Origin of the sequence: Bacillus sp. EAC (genome assembly GCF_002156875.1) — a bacterium.
Lineage (GTDB): Bacteria > Bacillota > Bacilli > Bacillales > Bacillaceae_G > Gottfriedia.
Map to the genome: position 1 here is coordinate 44,040 of NZ_NCSY01000001.1, position 21,269 is coordinate 65,308.

At 31.8% G+C, this 21,269-nt stretch carries 15 protein-coding genes; 1 reads left to right on the forward strand and 14 read right to left on the reverse strand.

Going from position 1 to position 21,269, the window contains the following annotated elements; all coding sequences use genetic code 11:
- Positions 1–59 precede the first annotated feature (59 nt).
- From B7R65_RS00165 to B7R65_RS00225, 14 genes are all read right to left on the reverse strand, one after another.
- Positions 60–1,241: a Ger(x)C family spore germination protein gene (locus B7R65_RS00165; protein ID WP_256941132.1), complete on the reverse strand. Its 1,182-nt coding sequence runs from the start codon at positions 1,239–1,241 to the stop codon at positions 60–62.
- On the reverse strand, positions 1,145–2,230 hold the full coding sequence (locus tag B7R65_RS20995) for a GerAB/ArcD/ProY family transporter (RefSeq protein ID WP_142288175.1): 1,086 nt from the start codon (positions 2,228–2,230) through the stop codon (positions 1,145–1,147). Before B7R65_RS20995 ends, B7R65_RS00165 begins: the two co-directional genes overlap by 97 nt.
- A 19-nt stretch (positions 2,231–2,249) precedes the next feature.
- Positions 2,250–3,539, reverse strand: a complete 1,290-nt coding sequence (locus B7R65_RS00170; protein ID WP_179194714.1) for a spore germination protein — start codon at positions 3,537–3,539, stop codon at positions 2,250–2,252.
- Between the two features lie 260 nt (positions 3,540–3,799).
- A complete protein-coding gene (locus tag B7R65_RS00175) occupies positions 3,800–4,399 on the reverse strand; it encodes a histidine phosphatase family protein (protein ID WP_088040608.1) in 600 nt (199 codons plus the stop codon).
- A 334-nt stretch (positions 4,400–4,733) separates the two neighbouring features.
- Complete coding sequence (locus B7R65_RS00180) at positions 4,734–5,450, reverse strand: N-acetylmuramoyl-L-alanine amidase family protein (RefSeq protein WP_256941098.1); 717 nt, start codon at positions 5,448–5,450, stop codon at positions 4,734–4,736.
- A gap of 111 nt (positions 5,451–5,561) precedes the next feature.
- The gene (locus B7R65_RS00185; protein ID WP_088040610.1) at positions 5,562–6,494 is read right to left on the reverse strand and encodes a polysaccharide deacetylase family protein; all 933 of its coding nucleotides are present in this window, start codon (positions 6,492–6,494) and stop codon (positions 5,562–5,564) included.
- A gap of 235 nt (positions 6,495–6,729) precedes the next feature.
- On the reverse strand, positions 6,730–8,136 hold the full coding sequence (locus tag B7R65_RS00190) for an ABC transporter substrate-binding protein (protein WP_088040612.1): 1,407 nt from the start codon (positions 8,134–8,136) through the stop codon (positions 6,730–6,732).
- 218 nt (positions 8,137–8,354) lie between these two features.
- Positions 8,355–10,178, reverse strand: a complete 1,824-nt coding sequence (locus B7R65_RS00195) for a sensor histidine kinase (RefSeq protein ID WP_088040614.1) — start codon at positions 10,176–10,178, stop codon at positions 8,355–8,357.
- Positions 10,175–10,855 (reverse strand): response regulator transcription factor, encoded by a 681-nt coding sequence (locus tag B7R65_RS00200; protein ID WP_088040616.1) that lies wholly within the window; start codon positions 10,853–10,855, stop codon positions 10,175–10,177. The genes B7R65_RS00195 and B7R65_RS00200 overlap by 4 nt, the downstream gene beginning before the upstream one ends.
- 82 nt (positions 10,856–10,937) lie before the next feature.
- Positions 10,938–11,840, reverse strand: a complete 903-nt coding sequence (locus tag B7R65_RS00205) for a carbohydrate ABC transporter permease (RefSeq protein ID WP_088040620.1) — start codon at positions 11,838–11,840, stop codon at positions 10,938–10,940.
- An 18-nt stretch (positions 11,841–11,858) separates the two neighbouring features.
- Entirely contained in the window at positions 11,859–12,731 is an 873-nt protein-coding gene (locus B7R65_RS00210) for a carbohydrate ABC transporter permease (protein WP_088040622.1), read from the reverse strand.
- 363 nt (positions 12,732–13,094) lie between these two features.
- Positions 13,095–16,661: a S8 family serine peptidase gene (locus B7R65_RS21875; RefSeq protein ID WP_088040624.1), complete on the reverse strand. Its 3,567-nt coding sequence runs from the start codon at positions 16,659–16,661 to the stop codon at positions 13,095–13,097.
- A 1,072-nt stretch (positions 16,662–17,733) separates the two neighbouring features.
- Positions 17,734–18,555, reverse strand: a complete 822-nt coding sequence (locus B7R65_RS00220) for a YitT family protein (RefSeq protein WP_142288176.1) — start codon at positions 18,553–18,555, stop codon at positions 17,734–17,736.
- Positions 18,556–18,729: 174 nt separating this feature from the next.
- Positions 18,730–19,710, reverse strand: a complete 981-nt coding sequence (locus tag B7R65_RS00225; RefSeq protein WP_088040628.1) for an aldo/keto reductase — start codon at positions 19,708–19,710, stop codon at positions 18,730–18,732.
- Positions 19,711–20,275: 565 nt separating this feature from the next.
- Here B7R65_RS00225 and B7R65_RS00230 point away from each other — a divergent pair.
- Positions 20,276–21,049: a peptidoglycan recognition protein family protein gene (locus B7R65_RS00230; protein ID WP_088040630.1), complete on the forward strand. Its 774-nt coding sequence runs from the start codon at positions 20,276–20,278 to the stop codon at positions 21,047–21,049.
- Positions 21,050–21,269 lie beyond the last annotated feature (220 nt).

The following is a 21,269-nucleotide window of genomic DNA, read 5'->3' on the forward strand; positions in this document are numbered from 1 at the left end:
TATATGAAGTTGCCATTTTGGTGTTAATTTGTCATAAATTGTACGTTGTTTTGACATTTTTATTGAATTAATCCAGTCCCTTTTATTTCTACTTTGGATTGAATAGTAAAACTCAGTTTAGGATATTTCTTGTCCCATAAATCCATGTTTCTATTTTCACTATCCCTTGACATATATCTTAGTCCAAAACCTATTGGATCTATTTCTTTTTTCTTTATTTTAGAAAGCAAGTTAGTAGCTTCAGCTTCAATTTTATCTTCTACTTGCTTTCTTAGATCAGCTATTTCACTTTCACTAATTGTTGCCAAACCAGTAATTTTTTCTTCAATATCAGCTTTAATCTTAATCATATACTTTGCTTTTATACCTCTATCCTTATCTATTAGTTTGTATTTTGACTTGCCGTTTTCCAAATTGATAACGTATATTCCATTCTTATTTCTTAAATTTAGGTTACCGTTATAGATTCCAGTTGTTAAGAGTCGAAATGTTTCTGATTCGTTTGAACTGAGCTCCATTAACATTTTATATTTATTAAATAGTGCAATTTGATCAACCGCTAATTGAGTTTTTTTCTTTTCTACAATTGGCATTGCAATATTTATACCTTCTTCAGTTTCTCTTCTATATGCATCAAAAAGAAACAAAGAATCAATATATGGAGATTCAGTTTTACTAAAATCAAAAAATGATTTCAAAAAATTTCCAGATACCATTTCTTCTGCAGGCTTAAAATTTAGCACTTCAAATGCATTTGGTTTAGCCATACTTAAATACGATGTCATTTGGATATCCGGTCTTCTTACAAAGAATTCCAATAATGGTTGTATATTACTTTTGGCTAAGTTTTCACCAATTAAAATCGAATTATTATGGCCGTATACTAATTCTTTATCGATTTGTGACTTCATTAAACTAAGACCTTCTGTGATTGAATCTGAATTTGATGAAAGAATAACAAAATCTGATTCTGGTTCTTTCGGATCCCCCTTGGGAATTGCTACTTTTATCATAACTTTATATTTTTTGTCGGATGTATCAGATTGATCGATACCTATCGAAGTTACAAATGCTCTTTTATCAATATCCTTAAAAGTACAGCCAGATAATATAAAAGTTGTAAGGATAATTAAAAAGTTAAATACTAAGAAGCGTGTCTTTTTTTTATGGAAACATATATCAATAAGATAACTAATAAAAAATTTGAGATAGCAGAGTAATTGAAAAATATTATAAAATATTTTATTATTTCTTGTTCTTTTATTAGAAGCTGTATGATTGTTGTTAAACAAATAAAGAAGGAAATTAATATCCATTTATACATTCCTCGATAATTTAAATTTAGTGTTTTAAAAAGCTCTAACGAAGTATGCCAGCAAAGTATGATATATATTAAGGAACAGAAAATTTGTACATAAAGTATTATGTAAATCACTCTTTCAACAAATAGATATTCAAATTGCATACTGTCGACTGTTGTTAGCCAAACAAAAACTTCTTTACTGACACCTTTTAATCCCAAGTATCCAATTGGTATAAAATAACTACTCAATAGTATAAATATGCCAAATAAAAAGATCCCTATGATATATCTTTTTTTTATAAAATTGATGTTTATTTTCTCATTAAAAATAATTAAGTTTGAAAAACCAGTAAATATAAAGAGGGCAGCAGTAAATGAGTTGAATTTAGGAAGATGCTTAATGTAAGTAACTGATTGATAGATAGAATCTTTGAAAATATAAGGATCACTCAAAAATCTGGCAGTAATAAATAATATTATTGGGATATGTAATAATACGATTACTTCAGTGACGTATAATAAAGATTCTGTTTTAAGTAGTATTGTAAAAATGATCAATGCTAGAAATATAAAATAAGTTACCATTAAAGGGGTTTGTGGGTTAATAAATAATTTGACAACTTGAATTAATGCGATAATATACAGTGCTCCCGTCAAATACCAAAAAATTAAACTATAAATTACATACCACTTTCTAACCCAATTAGGTACCACATATTTCAATATTTGATTAATATTTTGTTCAGGAAATTCAACAAAAATCTTTTTTAAAATATAAATAAAAAGTCCACCAACTATAATTGCTAGACCAATACTCAAAATACTACCGTTTAAACTATTCTTATACATTATTTGAGGCACAAAGATCGTTATACTTAAAATCGCATTTAAATAAAAAAGATATGTAATATATCGTTTTCCTAGCAAAAATAAAACACCTCGTTACTCAACTATTATTAAAAAGTGAAAAATATGGCTTACCCAAGGATCTTAAATTACTTAAATAACAAAGAATGCCTAATACACTTACTATGACTCCAACCATTCCAAATAAGGATGCAAAAATTATAATTGGATATCTAACAATCCTAATTGCTTGGTGCATAGCATTAATTGGAATACTAAATAGAGATATTGCTACAAGTGAAACAACTATAATCATTATGTCCCCTACTAAACCAGCCTGTGAAGCAGTTTGACCTAATATTAATCCCCCTACAGTTGTGGCAGAAGAACTTATTGATTTGGGTAGTCTTAAACATGCTTCGATTAAAAACTCTGACATTAGCATTAAAAAAAGTATCTCAATATATGAAGGCAGTGGTACTGACATTCTACTTCCTGCAATAAGTAAAGCGAATTGAACTGGAAGAACCTCCGGAGAATAAGAGATAACAGCAACATAAATTGCTGGTAGTAATAAAGTAATTAAAAATGCCACATATCGTATGAAAATAAGGAACTTTGCTACTATAGAAAGCTCAACTACATCATCCATTGATTTAAAAAAATCCAAAAAAGATGCTGGACCAATAAGAGCCCATGGTGTCCCCTCAACAAAGATGATAATTTTTCCAGTTGAAATACTTTTTACAACTCGATCTGGACGTTCAGTTGTTAGAAAAAGCGGAAATAACGTCCACTTTTTATTAATTAGTAATTTTTGTAGCTGCCCACATGACTGTAAGACATCAACATTTATCCTTTTTATTTTTTCTTTGAGGTTTTTGTATACGCTTATATCAATTAAGTCCATATCGTATAAAATAAGTATATTTGTCTTTGATTGATTGCCTATAATATGGTTCTCAACCTGTAAAGTACTCTTTCTATATCGATTTCGAATCATATTTAAAGAGATATCAATTTTCGCATTTAAGCCGTCTTTTGGACCCTGTAATACATTTTCCTCGGTAGATTCACTTACTGTACTTGAACTGAAATTACTTAATGTAACAGAATAATTTAGTTCATCTAAATTTATGATTACGTTGCCATTTAGAATCTTTTCAACCATAATGGCCTCATCTGAAACTATTTCCCAACCCTTTAATGTTTCAAGGTAATTTTTATATAAACTAAATGAATCATCTTCATAAAAAGGTGTAATAAGTAATTCAGTAATCTTATTTTCATCGCAAACGGAAAGTAAGTAATAAAAAGTTATAATTCTATCATACTTTTTAAGACTACGTTTTTGAAAATCACTATTATTTTGAATTGACCTAAACTTCATCTTTTTCACCTCATAATTAATTTGTACTAATATCGATTTTGATATTCTAAGTAAAGGAATATTAGCTTTGTAACTTATTATCATCAACTCTAAAGCAATAGGTTGAATATTGCCCGCCAACTACTGTGAAGGATGACACAAAATACCAGACAATATTGAAAAAGATACTGACACCGATCATAATTACACTTAAGACAAAAAAGCGACTGTTCATTTAGAACAATCGCTTTTTGTTTTTTAGTATGTTATTTCAAATATGATTAAGATAATACTGGAGATGCATCGCTTAAATTACTAAAATTATGATTTATAATTTCTACAAGTTTAAATTCTTTGTTCTCATATTCAAATTTCAATATACAACAATTGCCAATTCTGTCTTGTTGTGTAATGGAACTAGTATGTTCCCAACATCTCATGAAATTTCTACAAGCTGCTCCATGTGATACAGCTAATACCACTTCATTATCTTCTTCCATTATATTTTGGCAAGTAGTTGCAATTCTTTTTTGCAATTCTATTTGATCCTCTCCACCAAACTTAACAAAGAAGTCACCATAAGGCAGTTGTGGATTTAAATCTTCACTTTCACCTTCAAAAGTTCCAAAATTCCATTCCTTTAATCCTTTTAATCTTGAATAAGGCAAATCAGTCACAATTTCTAACGTATCACTTGCTCTTTCAGATGTGGAACAATAGGCATGGTCGAAAACAATATTGTGATCTTTAAAATATTTTGCAGCAGTTTCTGCTTGTTTAATACCTAATTCCGTTAGTGGTGAATCACACCAACCTTGTACTTTTCTTCTTTTATTAAATAATGTTTGTCCATGTCTCATTAGATATAACGTCTTTTTCATTTCTTTTCCCCCTCATTGATTCTTAAAAGAACATTTAAATATCAAACTTTCGGGTATACTACAATTTGACCATTGCAAGTTCGATTCCATTATATATCATCTTACTTTCTTATATTATCAATATATTATTTATAAACGTTATCATATTCCTCTTAAATATTTGCCTATTACTCTTATTTAACGTACAAAATGACAAGTAATTCCTAAAAGTAACTACTTAGTATACTAAGAAATAAAAAACAACCATACTTCTAATAAGAAATAGGTTGTTCTTTATAATGTGAGCTTCTTGAACGAAACACTAATAATTTGGTAATAATATATATTAAGTTAGTTAATTTTTATCCTTCAAAAAATCAATTATCCCATCAACAATTGAATTTGTTGTGTTTGTTTGAAATTCTTCTGAAGTCATGCGTGCCTCATCAGTAGAATTTGAAATGTATCCAAGTTCAAGTAAGATAGCTGGCCTTGTGTTCTCTCTTAATACATAGTAATCGCCAAAACTTACACCACGATCTCGTGCATCCAAACCATTTTTAAATAGTTGATCGTGTATTAACGCTGCTATAGGCTCGTCCGATTTTTTATTATAATAACTTGTTATCCCTTCAACTTCATTTGTAAAAAAGGCATCAAAGTGGATACTAACAAATAAGTCTGCATTGTTGTCCTCAGATATTTTCACACGATCTGCAAGAGAAACTTTCACATCATCATTACGGGTTAATATAATATTTGCACCCGTTTTTTTTTCTAATTCATTTTCAAGATTTTTGACCATTGCTAAAGTTACATCTTTTTCATTTGTTCCATTCTGACCACTTGCACCTATATCTTTTCCACCATGACCGGCATCAATTACAATTGTTTTACCTGTCAATATCTTTTCAGTAGTGCTATTATCTTTATTTCCTGTCGATGCTTGTGCGGAATTTTCTTTATTTATAGATATTCCATTATCTTTAAGTTTAAAGATTAAAATTACCATTATAATTGATATCATTACTAATAATAAATTTCTTCTCCTCTTTTTTTCCTTTCGTCTCATCGAATTTCCCCCCTAAAATTACTATCTATCATTCAGATATTTAATAGTTTAATTCTTAATAATGAAGACAAAATCAACTTTAAATAAAGTTGAAATGAAGATTGATCAATTTCAAAGACGTCGATCATTCCAAAAATTTAATTGAAAATGTTCGTTCGGGTTATATACCTTAAGTGCATACCCTTTTGCTTTTAAAAAGCTAATTATTTCAGGAAGTGCTTCCAATGTTGTTTGCTTTTCATGTAATAAAATGACTTCTTTATTTTTGGTTGTTTGCTTCTTCACTTCATTTAAAATGTTGGAAGGATTCGCAGTATTCTTCCAATCATTTGTATCTACATTCCAGTCCCATATTTTTAATCCTGCGTTAACTGAATCATTGCGAAGTTTTTGGCTCATGCTCGGTCTAGATCCATATGGAGCACGGACCAATCGAGTATTTTCACCAGTCAATTTATTAATAATTGATAAAGTTTGTTGCATTTCTGAAACAAAAAGACCTTGTTTGTATAATCGATCATAGTTATGAGTCATACTGTGAGCCCCAATATAATTACCGTCTTGAACTGCCCTTTTTACAACATCTCGGTGTTCATTCAAGTTTTTTCCTATCATAAAGAAAGTCGCATGTACTTTTTCATTCTTTAATACTTCTAGAATTTGGTTTGTCAGCGCACTCGGTCCATCATCGAATGTCAGATAGACTACTTTCTGATCTTGTTTAATTTGTTGTTTGATATTTGGTTGAATTAAATTATTTACTTTCTTCTGTTCATTAGGTTCGTTTTGACTAGTTTCTTTTGGTTTACCTGGTTTCTCATTTGTTGAGTTAATAGCATTACCAGCTGTGTTATGCTTGGCTCTGTTTTTAGAAGTCTTTATTTGTACCTGTTCGCTTTCGGCACTTTTTGCTACATTTTCAACAGCAAATCCCTTCAATTTACCAATTAAATAGTAAATAAGCGAGAGTAGAAGAAAGACTGCACATAAACTTAAAAATGCTCTTTTTAACACCCTTTTTTTCTTTCTTTTACGAGATTTCATCTCTCCTTCACCGTACTCTCCACTCCTTGAATATCTTTATAAATCCTCTTATTAATAAAGATAAAGGTTCCAAATAAAGATGAGATAAAGATGAAATGAAGATTGATGAAGATTGATAAAAATTAACAAAAAAGACCAAAATTCCGTTTGTTACTGTTTCTAAAGATTGAAAAATCGTAATTTGGATATGAAAAAGAGACCACTTTAATGGTCTCCTAGAAATTTCTATATTCTTCTACTCGTTTAGGTAGGTCATTACTCTGTTTTGTATAATATCCGCCACACTTTCCGCGGATTTTTGCCCCTTAAAATAGCTATTGGCTTCTTCCTCTATGATTGTTCTGATTTTCTCATTCCATCGAACTTGTGTATTCGCCTCAGAAATCATTTGTTTCAAAGGTTCAAGTGAAGCTTCTGAAACTGTTACAGTGCTGCCCTTTCCTCCATTACCTTTTATATTATCTACTTTTCCTTCTATTACATCGCTAAATTCCTTCTCATTTGCCGCGATATTCACAGGAAACATACCACTTATAGATTGAGTTTGAACCTCATAAGAAAGTAAGAATTTCAGGTAATCCCATGCTTCCATTTTGACAGTTGAATTTGCATTCATCGCATACTGATCGTAACCAGAGAAGGTAACACCCATCTCTTTTTCAGAAGAATGCGGAAAATCGTAAATGGTCGCACCATTCTGATAGTAAATAGCTGAACGCATCGCATAATCTTTTGCAGAATAGATTGGTGAGCTTGTAAAATACGTTGTTTTCTGCACACCGAGCTGGTAATCCGATAAAACGCCGTCGTCATACATTTTTTTTACTCGTTTGAGTAAATCAATAAATAACGGAGAATCAAATCTGGCTTCCTTTTTCTCGGTATCAACAAGTTTGTCGTAGTTTTCATTTGAGAATACCAAGGGATTTAAGATACCTTCAGGTGTAACTTGCATCACAGTATCAAGTGTCCCTTTTGACTTTAGCTCCTTGCTTATTTCTGTAAATCGACTCCATGTCCAGTTTTGGTGGTCATCTATTTGGAGACCTGTTTTTGAAATCGCTTCCTGATTCGCAATTAATGCACCTAATGAAAAATGCGTGGGCAAAACGTAAAGACCACCGTTTATTTTAGAATGTTCAAGAATGTTCATGTAATATTGACTTTTCTCAAAAGACGTATCTTTTTCAATGTATTGATTGAGATCAACAAAGGCATTTTTAGCAATGTATCGATCGATTGGCAAACTTTGATCGTTCAAGATGAATAAATCTGCACCTTTTCCAGATAACACTTCTGTCGTCGTCTGTGAAACGTATTTCTCAAGTTGAAGAAGAGATATCCCTCCACCGCCAGAAGCAAAGCTTTTCAGTTCGATTGTAATATTTGGATGTTTTTTTTCGTATTCCTTCGCTGCCAATACAAAGTCTGGGTGTTTCCCTAAGACTGAGATGGTTATCGTTTTTTTCTCATCCTTACTTACCTTTAACGAAAGATCTTCTCTATTCACAATATTATTACTATTTTTCGAATGATTTTGTTCTGAGATATTGTTATCATCTTTTTGTGTTACGCCACTACTACAAGCGAAAAGACTAAACATAGTTATTAAACTCATCATTAAAGACATTATTCTTTTCATTTACTCATCTCACTTTCTTTTTTTCACTTATTGTAAGAATACCCGCCTTAAATAAAGATGAAATGAAGATGAAATGAATTTTTTTAAAAGATTAATAAAAACTTTATCATAATAACTGATCGGCTAATTTTATGAACATTAGCCTAAAATAAAAAATCGCCCTTTTTAAAAGGCGATTCAACAGAAGAAAAATATACTTAATTTTTCCAAACACGTTTTCACTTATTTTTATTTAAGCAAAAGTAAAATAATACGCCATCCGATGTATTCATGACACCATACTTCGCATCATGTAGTTCTAATATATTTTTTGAAATGGCAAGACCTAGCCCAGTACTACCTTCTGTTCGTTGCCTTGAGGTATCTCCGCGATAGAAACGGTCCCAAACCCTATCTAATTGGTCTTTGGGAATATGTGACCCTTTATTTTCAACGTATACTTTCACTTGCTCATCCTCTATTTTCGTTGAAATATAGATATGTTCATGATCAGGGGTATAGCGGATGGCATTTGTCATATAGTTCGTAATGACTTGTTCAATTCGATGTTCATTTGCGAATACTTCGATTGATACTAAATCTTTATGAATCGTTAGTTTCTTTTTCTCAATTTCTAAAGATAATTGACTACAAATCTGTTCAATCACTTTATCAATAAAAAATGATTCCATTTTCATTTTATACGTTCCAGATTCGTATTTTGCAAGTTCAAGCATATCAACGATTAATAAGTCCATCTTGTCTACTTCTTTTTCCATCGCTTCAAAATAGTAGTCCTTCTTATGACTAGCAACACCGTCTTTTAAGATTGAAATACAACTTTTCATAATACTGAGTGGGGTCTTCAATTCATGAGAAACACCTGAAATGAATTCTTTTCTTGTATTTTCTAATTGTTTTTCTTTCTCAATATCTTGTTGTAGTTGTGTAATATGTGAATGTAGCGTATTCGAAAGTAAATTTATATTCTGAGATAAGTCGCCAATTTCATCTTTCGAACGATATTCTATTCGTTCTGAAAAATCTAAGTGAGCAATTTTTTTAGTTGAATCGTTAATTCTTAATAATGGTCTTGCAATTTTTATTGAATAGTAAACGGATGCTAAAATTGTAAGTAGTAAAACAAATGCAATTATATAGACAAAATAGTCTTTTACCATTTGTACTGCTTCATCTACTGGTTGTAAGGAGGCCATTGCATAAATATAATTTATTTCACCCTTTTCATCCTTAAGTGGATCAATAAACAATTTATACTTTATGCCATTTTGTTCATAATCAAGCGTTTTGAACGTTTCGTACTTATTTTGTTCATCAAACAATAAATTGGTCTGAAATTCATTGATACGATCCATAAATAAACTATTACTATATATGATGCTCGAAACGTCATTCCGATTAGGAATTCGTACGTCTCGCACGACTCCCTTTAATCGATTGATATGAAAATTAGTATTATATTTTTGAGTTAAATCAACTATCTCTTTTAATTTATAATTTTTATTATCAGGTTGAATCTCTTTATCGATGTTAGTCCAAATAAATTGATTTACCCAGTATGTGTTATTCTGTAACGAATATAGATAAAATGGGATAATTCTATTATTTTTTTCAATCGTAAAAAGATCAACAGAATCGCCTTTTGAAATAGTAGGAGGATTTTTCAACACATCTTCGGTTTTTATTAATTGATACAGTGGTATCTTTAATATTTGTTTTGTATTCTTTTTATTTGCTTCTATCTTAATTTCCGCATAAAAATCATTAGCTGACTTTATATTCCCATTTTGATCTAATGTTGTTATCCATGTATTTTGAGTGCGATAAAAGTCTTGCTCTAATTGCTGGATTGTTTGAAGGTTGCCGCCCTTTTTTTGGTATTGTTTCTCAAAAGATTCGATACTTGATTTCAGATCATTTACTTTTCGATTTGCATAGTATTGTTTAAAAAAGATTGTTTGACCAATATAAATGGATCCTGTGATTAGTAAGCACAAAGTTGTTGTTAATAAAAACAGTTTTAAGACAATCCCAAATTTCATACAGTTTCCTCAAACTTATATCCTGTTCGAATGATCGTTGAAATCAGCTTTGATTTACTGCCTAATTTCGTCCGTAAATTACGTATGTGTGTATTAATAGTTCGATCATCACCATTGTAGTCATAGCCCCAAACCTTTTGAACGAGTTGTTCCCTTGTAATAACGATCCCCTGATTTTGCATTAAATAAGTTAATATTTCAAATTCTGTATGGGTTAAATTGATATTTTCACGATCAACTTGGACTTTCCGTGAAGAAAAATCGACCGAAATACCATGTTTGGACAATGTATCCTTCGAGGTATCATTCGTTTTATATCTACTTTCAAGCAATCGTTTAACTCTAGCCAGCAAAATTGGAGGACTATAAGGTTTTGTCACATAGTCATCGGCACCTAACTCAAACCCTAGCAGTGTATCATCCTCATCAGCACGTGCAGTTAACATGATAATTGGTACATTTGAAGTTTTACGTATTCTTCTACAAACTGCCCATCCATCGACTTTCGGCAACATAATATCAAGAATAATGAGATGAAAATCTATTTCTTGATACAATTCCAATGCTTGTTCACCATCGATTGCTTCAATTACTTCATGACCTTCACTTACTAAATAATCTTTCACTATTTCACGTAAAATCGTTTCATCTTCTACGATTAAGATTTTGTACTGCATGATCTTTCCTCGCTCTCTTTCTATACTCTCCCATACTTATATTTTAACCAACATGGAATTTTATTAATTCTCAATGGATCCTTTAATCCTTCGCACCTGATAGCTGAATTCCTTTGATTAAATATTTTTTTGCGATTCCAAATATAAATAACATTGGTGCCATATATAGAATGGATGCTGCGAATCCAATCCCTCTTGTATCTTGGATGATTTGAGATAAATAAAGTGACAATGGGAATTTTGAAGGATCATCTAAAAAAATAAGAGGTTGTTCTACCATGTTCCAATAATCTGCAAATAATAAAACGACTAGCGCTGCAAGTCCTGGGCGAATTAGCGGCAATATGATTTTTTTAAAGATCGTAAAGTGACCAGCTCCATCTATTTTTGCAGCTTCAATATATGAATATGGAATCGTCATGACGAATTGTCTGAGCATAAACACGCCAAACGCACCAAATACTCCAGGAAAGATGATAGCACCAAAGCTATTTAAAAGTCCTAATTTATCAGCAATAATATAATTTGGTACAAGTGTTACTTGAAAAGGCATCAGCATGGTTACCATATAAATTAAAAATAATGTGTCCCTTCCTTTGAACTTTAGTTTTCCAAACACATATGCTGCAAGTGATGCAACAATTAGTTGACCTAGTATGATTGGGAATACCATTAATACTGAATTTCCATAAAATTTCATATTTGATTGTTCTTTGTCAATAAATGATTGTTTCTTATTAAAGAATGCTTTATATTGCTGAAATGAAAACCTATCAGGAAGCAACTTCAGATTGACGAACTGATCATTTTTTGCTGCATTATTATCTTGTTGAATATCATTTTCTGAAGGATAATGACGGCTAATTTCATTTTCCGTCATAAAAGAATTGGATAACGTAAAAACGACTGGGAAAACCATTACAGCTGCCATTATTAATAAAAAAGAAGTTAAAATCCATTTGGGAATTACACGATTACTTTTCATCCTCTTCACCTCTCATTCTTAATTCATAAACTTACGATATCGACGTTCAATTGCGAAGAAAACAAACACTAGAATTAAAATACATAAAACCATTAACGACGCAGCAGCGGTTAGTTTTTGTACATTTAATGACGCAAACATATTGTTCATATAGTGTTGAATCATATAAATTCGATCAAACGGATAATCTCCTGCGATTAGATAGGTTTCACGGAATACTTTGAATGAGTTAATAATGCTCATTAAAACAACAAAAAACATCGTAGGTGTTAAGTAAACCAAAGTAATCTGTCTAAATTTAAATAAACGACCTGCGCCTTCCATATCGGCTATCTCATAGTAATCTTTAGGAATATTTTGAAGTCCTGCTAAAAATAGAATCATGTTATAACCAATGTTTTTCCATAAATAAACAACAGACACAACAGCGATCGACCAATCCGATTTCATCCAATCGATTTGGGCAAACCCCATATTTACCAACCATGAATTAAATGTACCGTTCCAATCAAATAATAATTGCCATAGCATTACAATCGAAGCGACTGGTACAACAATTGGTAAGATAAATGAACTGATAATGACATTTTTAAATAATACTTTTTGATGCAAGCAAAGTGCGAGTACTAAAGAAATGCCGATTACTAGCGGGACATTGATCGCCGTAAACCAAAATGTATTTGAAGCTGCTTTCAAAAATGAAGCACTTGCTAATAGCTCTTTATAATTGAAAAGACCAACAAAAGAACCACCAACCGCTCCATCTTTAAATGAATAAATCGTACCCATTACAAAAGGGATTAGATAGAAAAGGGAAAAACCTATCAAACTAGGCAATAAGAAAAATGTTGCAACTCTTCCATCGTTATTTAATTGTTTACGAATGTTCATGCACCCACTACTTTCTATAATTGAGATTTACAAAACGCCTAATATATTCTGCTCGGAAAGAAGTATAGCCTACTGAGATAAAGATGAGATAAAGATGAAATAAAGATTTAGCGAAAAAGTAATTGTTTTAGTTGTTTGTTAACTTAAAATAGTCAGAATACATTTTGGCTGCGTTGAAAGGGTTAAATATCTTTCAAATTATTCAAAAAGAGCAATGTAAAAAACCTTTTAAAAATTAGCAAAAAAAAAAGACCACATATATGTGGTCTATAAAAAATAACTAATTACAGTAGATTTCTTTCTAATTAATTAAGTGAATAATACAAGCCAGGCTCTTTAAAAAGCTGTCTTATATCAAAAAAATTAACGTTTGACTGTAACTTCTTCCGCTGTAGTTGTTACTTTGAACCCATCCTTTGTAATTACATCTGCAGAAATAGTATACGTACCATCCGGAACATTTGCTTCAGGAGTCCATTTCATACGTAAAGTATGTTCATTAGTTACATCTTTCGTTTCAATTATGTTACCTTTTGAATCTTTAATATTAATCTTCCAATCTACGCGATTATTTGCATAACCTGTAATTTGAGCTGGATTATTTTCGTTTACATTATATCCAGATACGTAAAACCAACTAAGAACCATGCCATAATCAATGTAAGATGTGTCACCCCAAACTCCGTAGCTTTGATTGTATGCATAATCATAACCCAATACAACGACACTTTTCGGCTCAGATGACACAGTGATCGATGTTTCTCCTACCTTTGTTTCATAATAATCACCATTTACAAACACGATGGCACCTTTGTATCCGGTACTATTTGGAGTGTCTGCAGCATCAAATGAAATTTCGTATTTCCCATTTTTTGGTTGCACTTGAATATTTGAAATTTTTACTGCAGTCGAATCCACCTTAACCGGAAGCTTTACATATTGTGGCTTCGCATTTTTATAATCCATCACAGTTTTAATTACATAATTGTAATTACCATCAGGAACTAGCTCACCTTTCTCGTTTGTCTCGTTCCATGTATATTGTGGTGCAGAGTATTCATCAAACTTATAGTAGAAATCACCGCTAAACATGCTATTTTTTGTAAATTTATATGGAGTACCATCAGCAGTAAATTCACTAAAGTTCCCTAACCATTTAACTTTACGTCCAGATGCATCTTCAATGTACATGTCAGTTTCTTTTAAATTTCGAAATACTTGAAACGATGGGAATACACCTGGTGCAAACGTATTTGGTGAAATAGTCATATGATCAACGTTAAATCCATTTCCATCAAATCCTAATGGACCATCTGACACATCATCCCAAAGTACAGTATATCCTAAATAAACCCCGTCATTCCATGGAGCAGGATCTATATTTTTTGGCTTTGTCCAGTCACCTAAAAAGCCCATATAAGGCATTGTTAGAGGGACAGCTTTATCTTTATTCACCCCAGATGGTACAAGACGAACAAAACCTTCCAAAAATTCTTCTTCTTTCATGTTAGATGGAAGATCTATTTTAACGTCAATCGATTCATTTTCTCCTGGCTTTACTGTTACAACAGTACCCTTCGTATCTGTTACAACTTTATTGTTAACTTTGATATTTGCTCCGTTTACGCGTTTACTTTTTAATGCTAGGTATTCATGTGATTCATCTACTTTTCCATCATTGTTATAATCAAACGTTTTGTTCTCTGTTTCATCAGTTAAAAGATCAACATAAACTGTATATTCTATGTCATTTACACTACTCTTCTTATTATCTTTATTTGCTTCTAGTAATGATTCTAAATTTAAGCTAAAGTCCACATTTTTATTATTTATTTCTTTAAGCGCTACTGCACCAGCTTGCTCGAGTGGTGTTTTTTTCCTAGTAATGATTGCAGGAGTATTAATTGCATTTTGAATTTGCATTAAACCAGAACCTTGAATACGTGGAGAATAAGGTATGGCATTATTCGTATTAGGGTCCATTAAAACATTTGAAGTATTCATTAAGGCAATTTTTGATTTTAATACAGTTTCCTCTGAATGTTTTAGTCCTTTTTTATATAATGACTGTAATAAAAGAGCAGCTCCACCGGCTACATGAGGTGTTGCCATTGATGTACCACTATACACATCATATTTGTTTCCAGTTACTGTCGAATATATATTTCCACCTGGTGCAGTAATTTCTGGTTTGAAATCTAATGTATAAGGTGCGCCATAAGATGAGAAGTAGGACATATTATTTTTAAATTCATTATCAACATATGTACCACTTGAAATTTGCATACTTACTTTTTCTCCACTAGATAGTTTAGATATTAAGGCATTACCTACAGATTTAGAAGTTGTAACTGACGTCAAGAAGTATGGTGAAAAGTCAATATCAGCAAAGTCGGGTAAGCTTGAACCTGGTACTTGGATCAGTGCAACTGCCCCATTTCTCGATGCCTGTTGTTGAAATTCAACATTTCCAACATAGCCGTATGGAGGAATCGGTTTCGTTACAACTATTTTTCCATTTACATCTTTTCCTTTGTAATCAATAGACCGTCCTTCACCAACGTAAACAAATTCATAATTTTTCCCTTTTTCTAAAACATTAGTTAGACTGTTACCAGCTTGATTTTTATATGGGAAAATATCACCGGATGTTGATTTCAAAGCATCCATATGAACTTTTGAATTTTCAAAAGATGATACAGATAATGCATAAGGACTGACACCGGGTGACCCTACAGTTCCAATATCTGGGTTCTCTGCATATGGTTTCAATGACCTTTCTATTAGATTATTTTTCGTACTATAAGCTGCATTTCCACCTGCAACCACAACTAAAGTACCCTGTTCAGTTGCTTGTCGAATCGCTTTTTGTACTGGGTCATCTTCTTCGCTTACCCATCCTGAATCACTACCTAAACTCATATTAATAACATCAGCACCCATCGTAACTGCGTGCTGGATTCCAGCGATTATATCATCCTCGTATGCCCCACCACCGTTATCCGAAAATACTTTTTCCGCTAACAGTTGGACACCTGGAGCAATACCTTTCACACCATCATTCGTTTCGTCACCATTTGCACCGATTGTTCCTGAAACGTGAGTACCGTGTGCACTTCCATATGATCCAGGAATAACATCTGTATCATTATCAGCCCAATCGTATCCTGTCGGAACTTTGTCACTATACCAAATTTCGTTCACATTTGTTTCTGTAAATTTTCCTTGTATCTTATCTTTTGTCCACTTTTCTTGTTGTTTCCCTTTATCAGTAATTGTCAAATCCTTATGTGTCCAATCAATACCTGAGTCGACAACTCCAACTACTAATCCTTCTCCTTGATATCCGTATGATTCCCAAACTTTTTGAGCTTGTACTAATTCTTTGCTCGCTGCCATTGAAGGTTGGAAAACTCTAGCAATATGTATATTCTTTACGCCTTCAACCGATTTGATTTCATTCACATTTTTATATTCTGTTTCAGTACTAAATCCATTGAAACCAGTAAAGAAACGATGTTTAACATGGATATTTTCTTTTGTTTTGTTAAGTTTAGTAATGACTTGATCTTGCATGATTTTAAACTCTTTCTCTTTCGTTTGCTCAGACATTGATGTCGAATCTACTGGACTATCAACCTCAACTATTAATCTTACTTTCTCATCTGGTTTAAACTTATTTACTTGTTTCTGGTTTGACTCATACAAGTCTTTATAAGCAACGTGATCGTTATCACTAGATTCATTTTTACTTTGACCAACTAATAATCCTTTTTTTATATAATCACTGATATTTCGATTTGTGTTTGTTTCATTAGATGAATCAGGTTGATTCATTCCTCCTTCTGCGAAAACAGTTGTTGAAAATAGTAAAACTGATAGACCAACAGAAGAAATCACTTTGTAAGGAAATACTTTTCTTTTTTTCAAACTCTCCACCCTTTCAAACGATTAATTGATAAGCGGGTAGTCTTTACAAGAAAACTAGAGGATTATTTAGAGAGAATAAGTCTAAAGTATTTGAAGTTTATTACGAGAGGGACATCCCCATAAAAGTTACAAATAACAAAGAATTTAAGATTTTTTTAAGTAAATAAACCAAAATTATGTAGTACATAATTTCAACTTCCTTACGATCCCTTTATATAATCGCCCCTTTCGACTTCTACATTCCCTATTTCAAACTTAATCAAAATATTACAAAGTCTATTAAAATTTTCCACTTATTTTTCAATCAATCTTTGAAAATAGATCGGGAACTATATACATATTGTAGTTGTACTGGGAAACACTGTAAATTGGGGGAATTATTAGTTGTTTCATAGTAAAAATAGACAATTTTCTTACTATGTAATGCCGAAATTCGGAGAAATAAATAGAAACATAGAAAATATTCTGTAAGTAGTTTATTAATATAAATATAAAGAATAGGAAGGTACGTATAACTTGGGGGAAACAGTAAATTAGTACTAAATACTTTACGGTTTTTTTGAGTAAATTGTCTACTTTTATACATTAATTATGACTTCAAACATAGTAGATTTAACTAGTGAAGCTGATTGCTATTAAACTCAACTATAAATTAATACTATTAAAACACTCTTGTAACTATCAGTTAAAACCATTGCTCCAGGAGCCTGAAATTACTAGTATTCTCTTAAACCCTGGCAAGTTTTGCTAGTTACACGTAGTAATGGTTGGTTTCAAGTAGATGGAAAACTAGCACCATTCATCAAAACGTGTGAAGTAATAACTATTACGCATAATGTCAAACATAGAAATCGAGCACCAAAAGACAGTTGATTTGTTCTCTTGGCAAACAAAGGAAAAACTAAATGGTATGTTCTTGTAATTGATGAATGGTTAATAAATTAAAAACTAGAGTATCGAGTCAATCGATTTGATGCCCTATTTTTAATTTTTAAACCAATGGATTAATCAACAAAAATATATTGTAATTTGAAAGAACTTTTTTTAATTAAATATTTTATAGTAGTAAGTTTTAACTTTTCCTGAATCTTCCCATCACTTCAAGTGTTTGTGAGATGTTCACAAAAGCATTTGGGTCAATCGTCTTAATAGTATGTTTTGTTTCATTCAGCTCGAATCTTGTAATGACAGTTATCAGAACTTTTTTAGGATTATGTGAGTATGCGCCTTCTGCGTTATGTACTGTAATTCCCCTATAATGTAAATGAAAAAGGGCATCTATTAATTCGTCTCCTTTTTCAGTAACAATTCTTAAAGTTAATTTGTTTTGTGTTGTATAAACCATATCGACAGCACGACCTGCTACATAAATGGCGATAATGGTATATAAAGTAATATTCCATCCAAATACAAAGCCGGAAGTACCGACAACCAGTAGATTCATACAAGCACTCAAAAAACCAACCTGCATATTCTTCTTTTGTGATAGGATTAGGCTGACAATGTCTGTTCCACCTGTTGATCCCCCACTTCTAATAACAACTCCGACAGTAATTCCATAAAGTGCCCCACCGATCATTGAAGAAAGAAGAATATCATTGCTTAACGCATGGATGGGGAAAAATTTCAAACTAAAAGATAAAACGACAACTGAATAGATCGTTAATAAGATAAATTTTTTTCCTAGATACTTAATTCCCAAAAGGAACAATGGAATATTGATTATGATAACAATCCAACCAGTATTGACATTTAAAAAATGGTGAATAAAAAAAGCAATCCCAGTAACTCCTCCAGATGCCAATTTATGTGGGATAAGAAAAGTATTATAAGCAAATCCAAAAAGCATACTGCATAAACCTATCAAGACGATTTGATATATTAATCGCAACAAAATAAGCACCTCTAATAGTTTCTATCTTTTTGATAGTATGCATAAATAAACTACTTTTATTAAACTTCATTTTGATTAAAACAGAAACAAAAAAAGAACAGACCCTTTGTCTGTCTTCTGAATGATTCTCTTTTAGAACTTCTATAATTCTTCAAAAATAAAACTTATTTTTTATTACTTATAGCCTATTATTGTATGAGGTACATAAGGTTCTTCGAGGAACGTCACTTCTTCATCTGTTAATTTTATAGTAAGAGCAGCTACTGAATCTTCCAGATGTGACAATTTAGTTGCACCTATAATTGGAGCTGTTATAGGGTTCTTTTGAAGCAACCAAGCAAGTGCGATTTGAACTCTCAGTACACCACGTTTTTCTGCGATTGTGGCAACCCGTTCGATGATTAATCGATCAGTTTCCGCTGTTGCGTCATATTTATCCTTCGCAATTTGATCCGTTTCGGAACGATATGTAGTTTCCTTCCAATCACGGGTCAATCTCCCACCAGCAAGAGGACTATATGGAATGACTCCGATTTTTTCTTCCTTACAAAGAGGCAGCATTTCCCTTTCTTCTTCTCTATAGATTAGGTTTAAATGGTTCTGCATCGATACAAAACGTGTCCATCGGTTTTTCTCAGCTACATGTAACGCTTTCAGAAATTGCCAAGAATGCATTGCAGAAGCACCTATATATCTTGCCTTCCCTGCCTTCACAACGTCATGTAATGCTTCCATTGTCTCTTCTATTGGGGTATTGTAATCCCATCGGTGAATTTGATATAGATCTATATAATCTGTTCCTAGTCTTTTAAGGCTCTTATCAATTTCACTCATGATAACCTTTCGGGAAAGTCCGCCACCATTTGGTCCTTTTTCCATAGGGAAATATACTTTTGTTGCGAGAACAATCTCGTCTCGATTTGCATAATCCTTTAGAATACTTCCAACGATTTCTTCACTAGTACCGTCCGAATAAACATTTGCTGTATCAAAAAAATTCACACCTAAATCAAGAGCTTTTTTAATTATTGGACGACTGCGGTCTTCATTAAGTACCCATGGATGAATCCACCTTTCTGCTACTCCAAAGCCCATACAGCCAAGACAAATCCGTGATACATCCAAACCGGTTTTTCCAAGTTTCACATATTCCATTTCATTGCTCCTCACTTTCAAGAAATGTAAAAGAACTACTTAATATCTTTAAGTATGAATAGAAATACAGTACTTTCAATTGTCAAATGACAGCGAACTGTTAATTAATGAACAAATCATTTAACTTTGTTAATTTTGCTTTCATATCGCCTCCGTTCATTCGCTACATTCATTAATATAAATGAATACGAATAAATAGAACGGTGGTATCACTATTCAACGTTGGATTTGTTTACAAAAAAAATACCCTGTCTAAGAGTGTCAGGGTATTATCTATGAGTGCTCCCTAATTGTATGATGATTAGGGATACTGGGGTCTGTTAGAGAACCGTACGCGTTCTCTGTATTTATCTTATCATTTTAATCGGTAAACAATTTGAGTAATTGTTACAATTTTATAAAATGTGTAATTACATTGCTTTAAGCATTTTCATTTTTCCAACCAAAATTATAACTATTTCTTAAAAGATTTTGATTTATTGTCTATCTATTTTAGACGAGATATATTTTTTGAAACTTGAAATAACATTAAGAAAGAGATGTTAAATATTAGGGAGGCAATTCAATGCCTAGTTGGAAAAACCAAATTGTACCTATTAATAAATATATAAGACCAGGAAAATTGCTAAATGGTATTAAAAAAATTGTCATACATTGGACTTCAAATCCTGGAGGTTCTGCAGCAGGTCATCAATTATATTTTAGTGAAATACTTCCAGCACAAAATACTCAAGCCGTAGCTGAAGGAAGAAAACCAACATATGCCTCGGCTCATCTTTTCGTTGATCCACTAGAAGCTATTTGTATTATCCCATTAAATGAAGTCGCATTTCATGCTAACGAAAATTATACTTACGTAAATGGTGTGCCATACCGTGGAGTTGATGCACTTAAACCAAATGCAAATTTATTATCTGTTTCAGTAGAAATGTGCGTTGAAAAGGATAATACAATTTCAGTTAAAACAATTAATAGATCAATGATTGTTATCAAAGATCTATGTACTATGTTCAAATTAACTGAAAAAGATATTGTACGGCACTTTGATGTGACAAGAAAACCTTGCCCTTACCCATTTGTTAAAGATCGTGCACTATTTGAAAATTTTAAACATCGCGTTGGATTCTTGTTAAGAAAGAAGGACAAATATCCGGGTTATTTAATAAAAAAGGGATCAAGAGGTGATTATGTCATAATGATTCAAGAAAAACTAAATGTTTCTTTAACTGGATATTTTGGGGCATTGACCGAACTTGCTGTTAGAAATTTTCAAAAGAATCAAGGCTTGAAAAGTGATGGTATTGTCGGGGAGAAAACATGGAATCAATTATTTAAATAATTTTATTTAAGATTAATATATTTGTGTGATTCTTGTTGGCTACTAGTATTGAAGTTAGTAACCATTTTTTTATTTTCGTTATTCACACCTTATTAAAAATTAGATTACACATTGTAATCTTTGCATTCTTTGATTATTCACCTGAATACCAACCATAAAACGACGATCCAAATTGGAATACTAAACATTGCTCCATATAAACAACCTTTAAATAATTTCA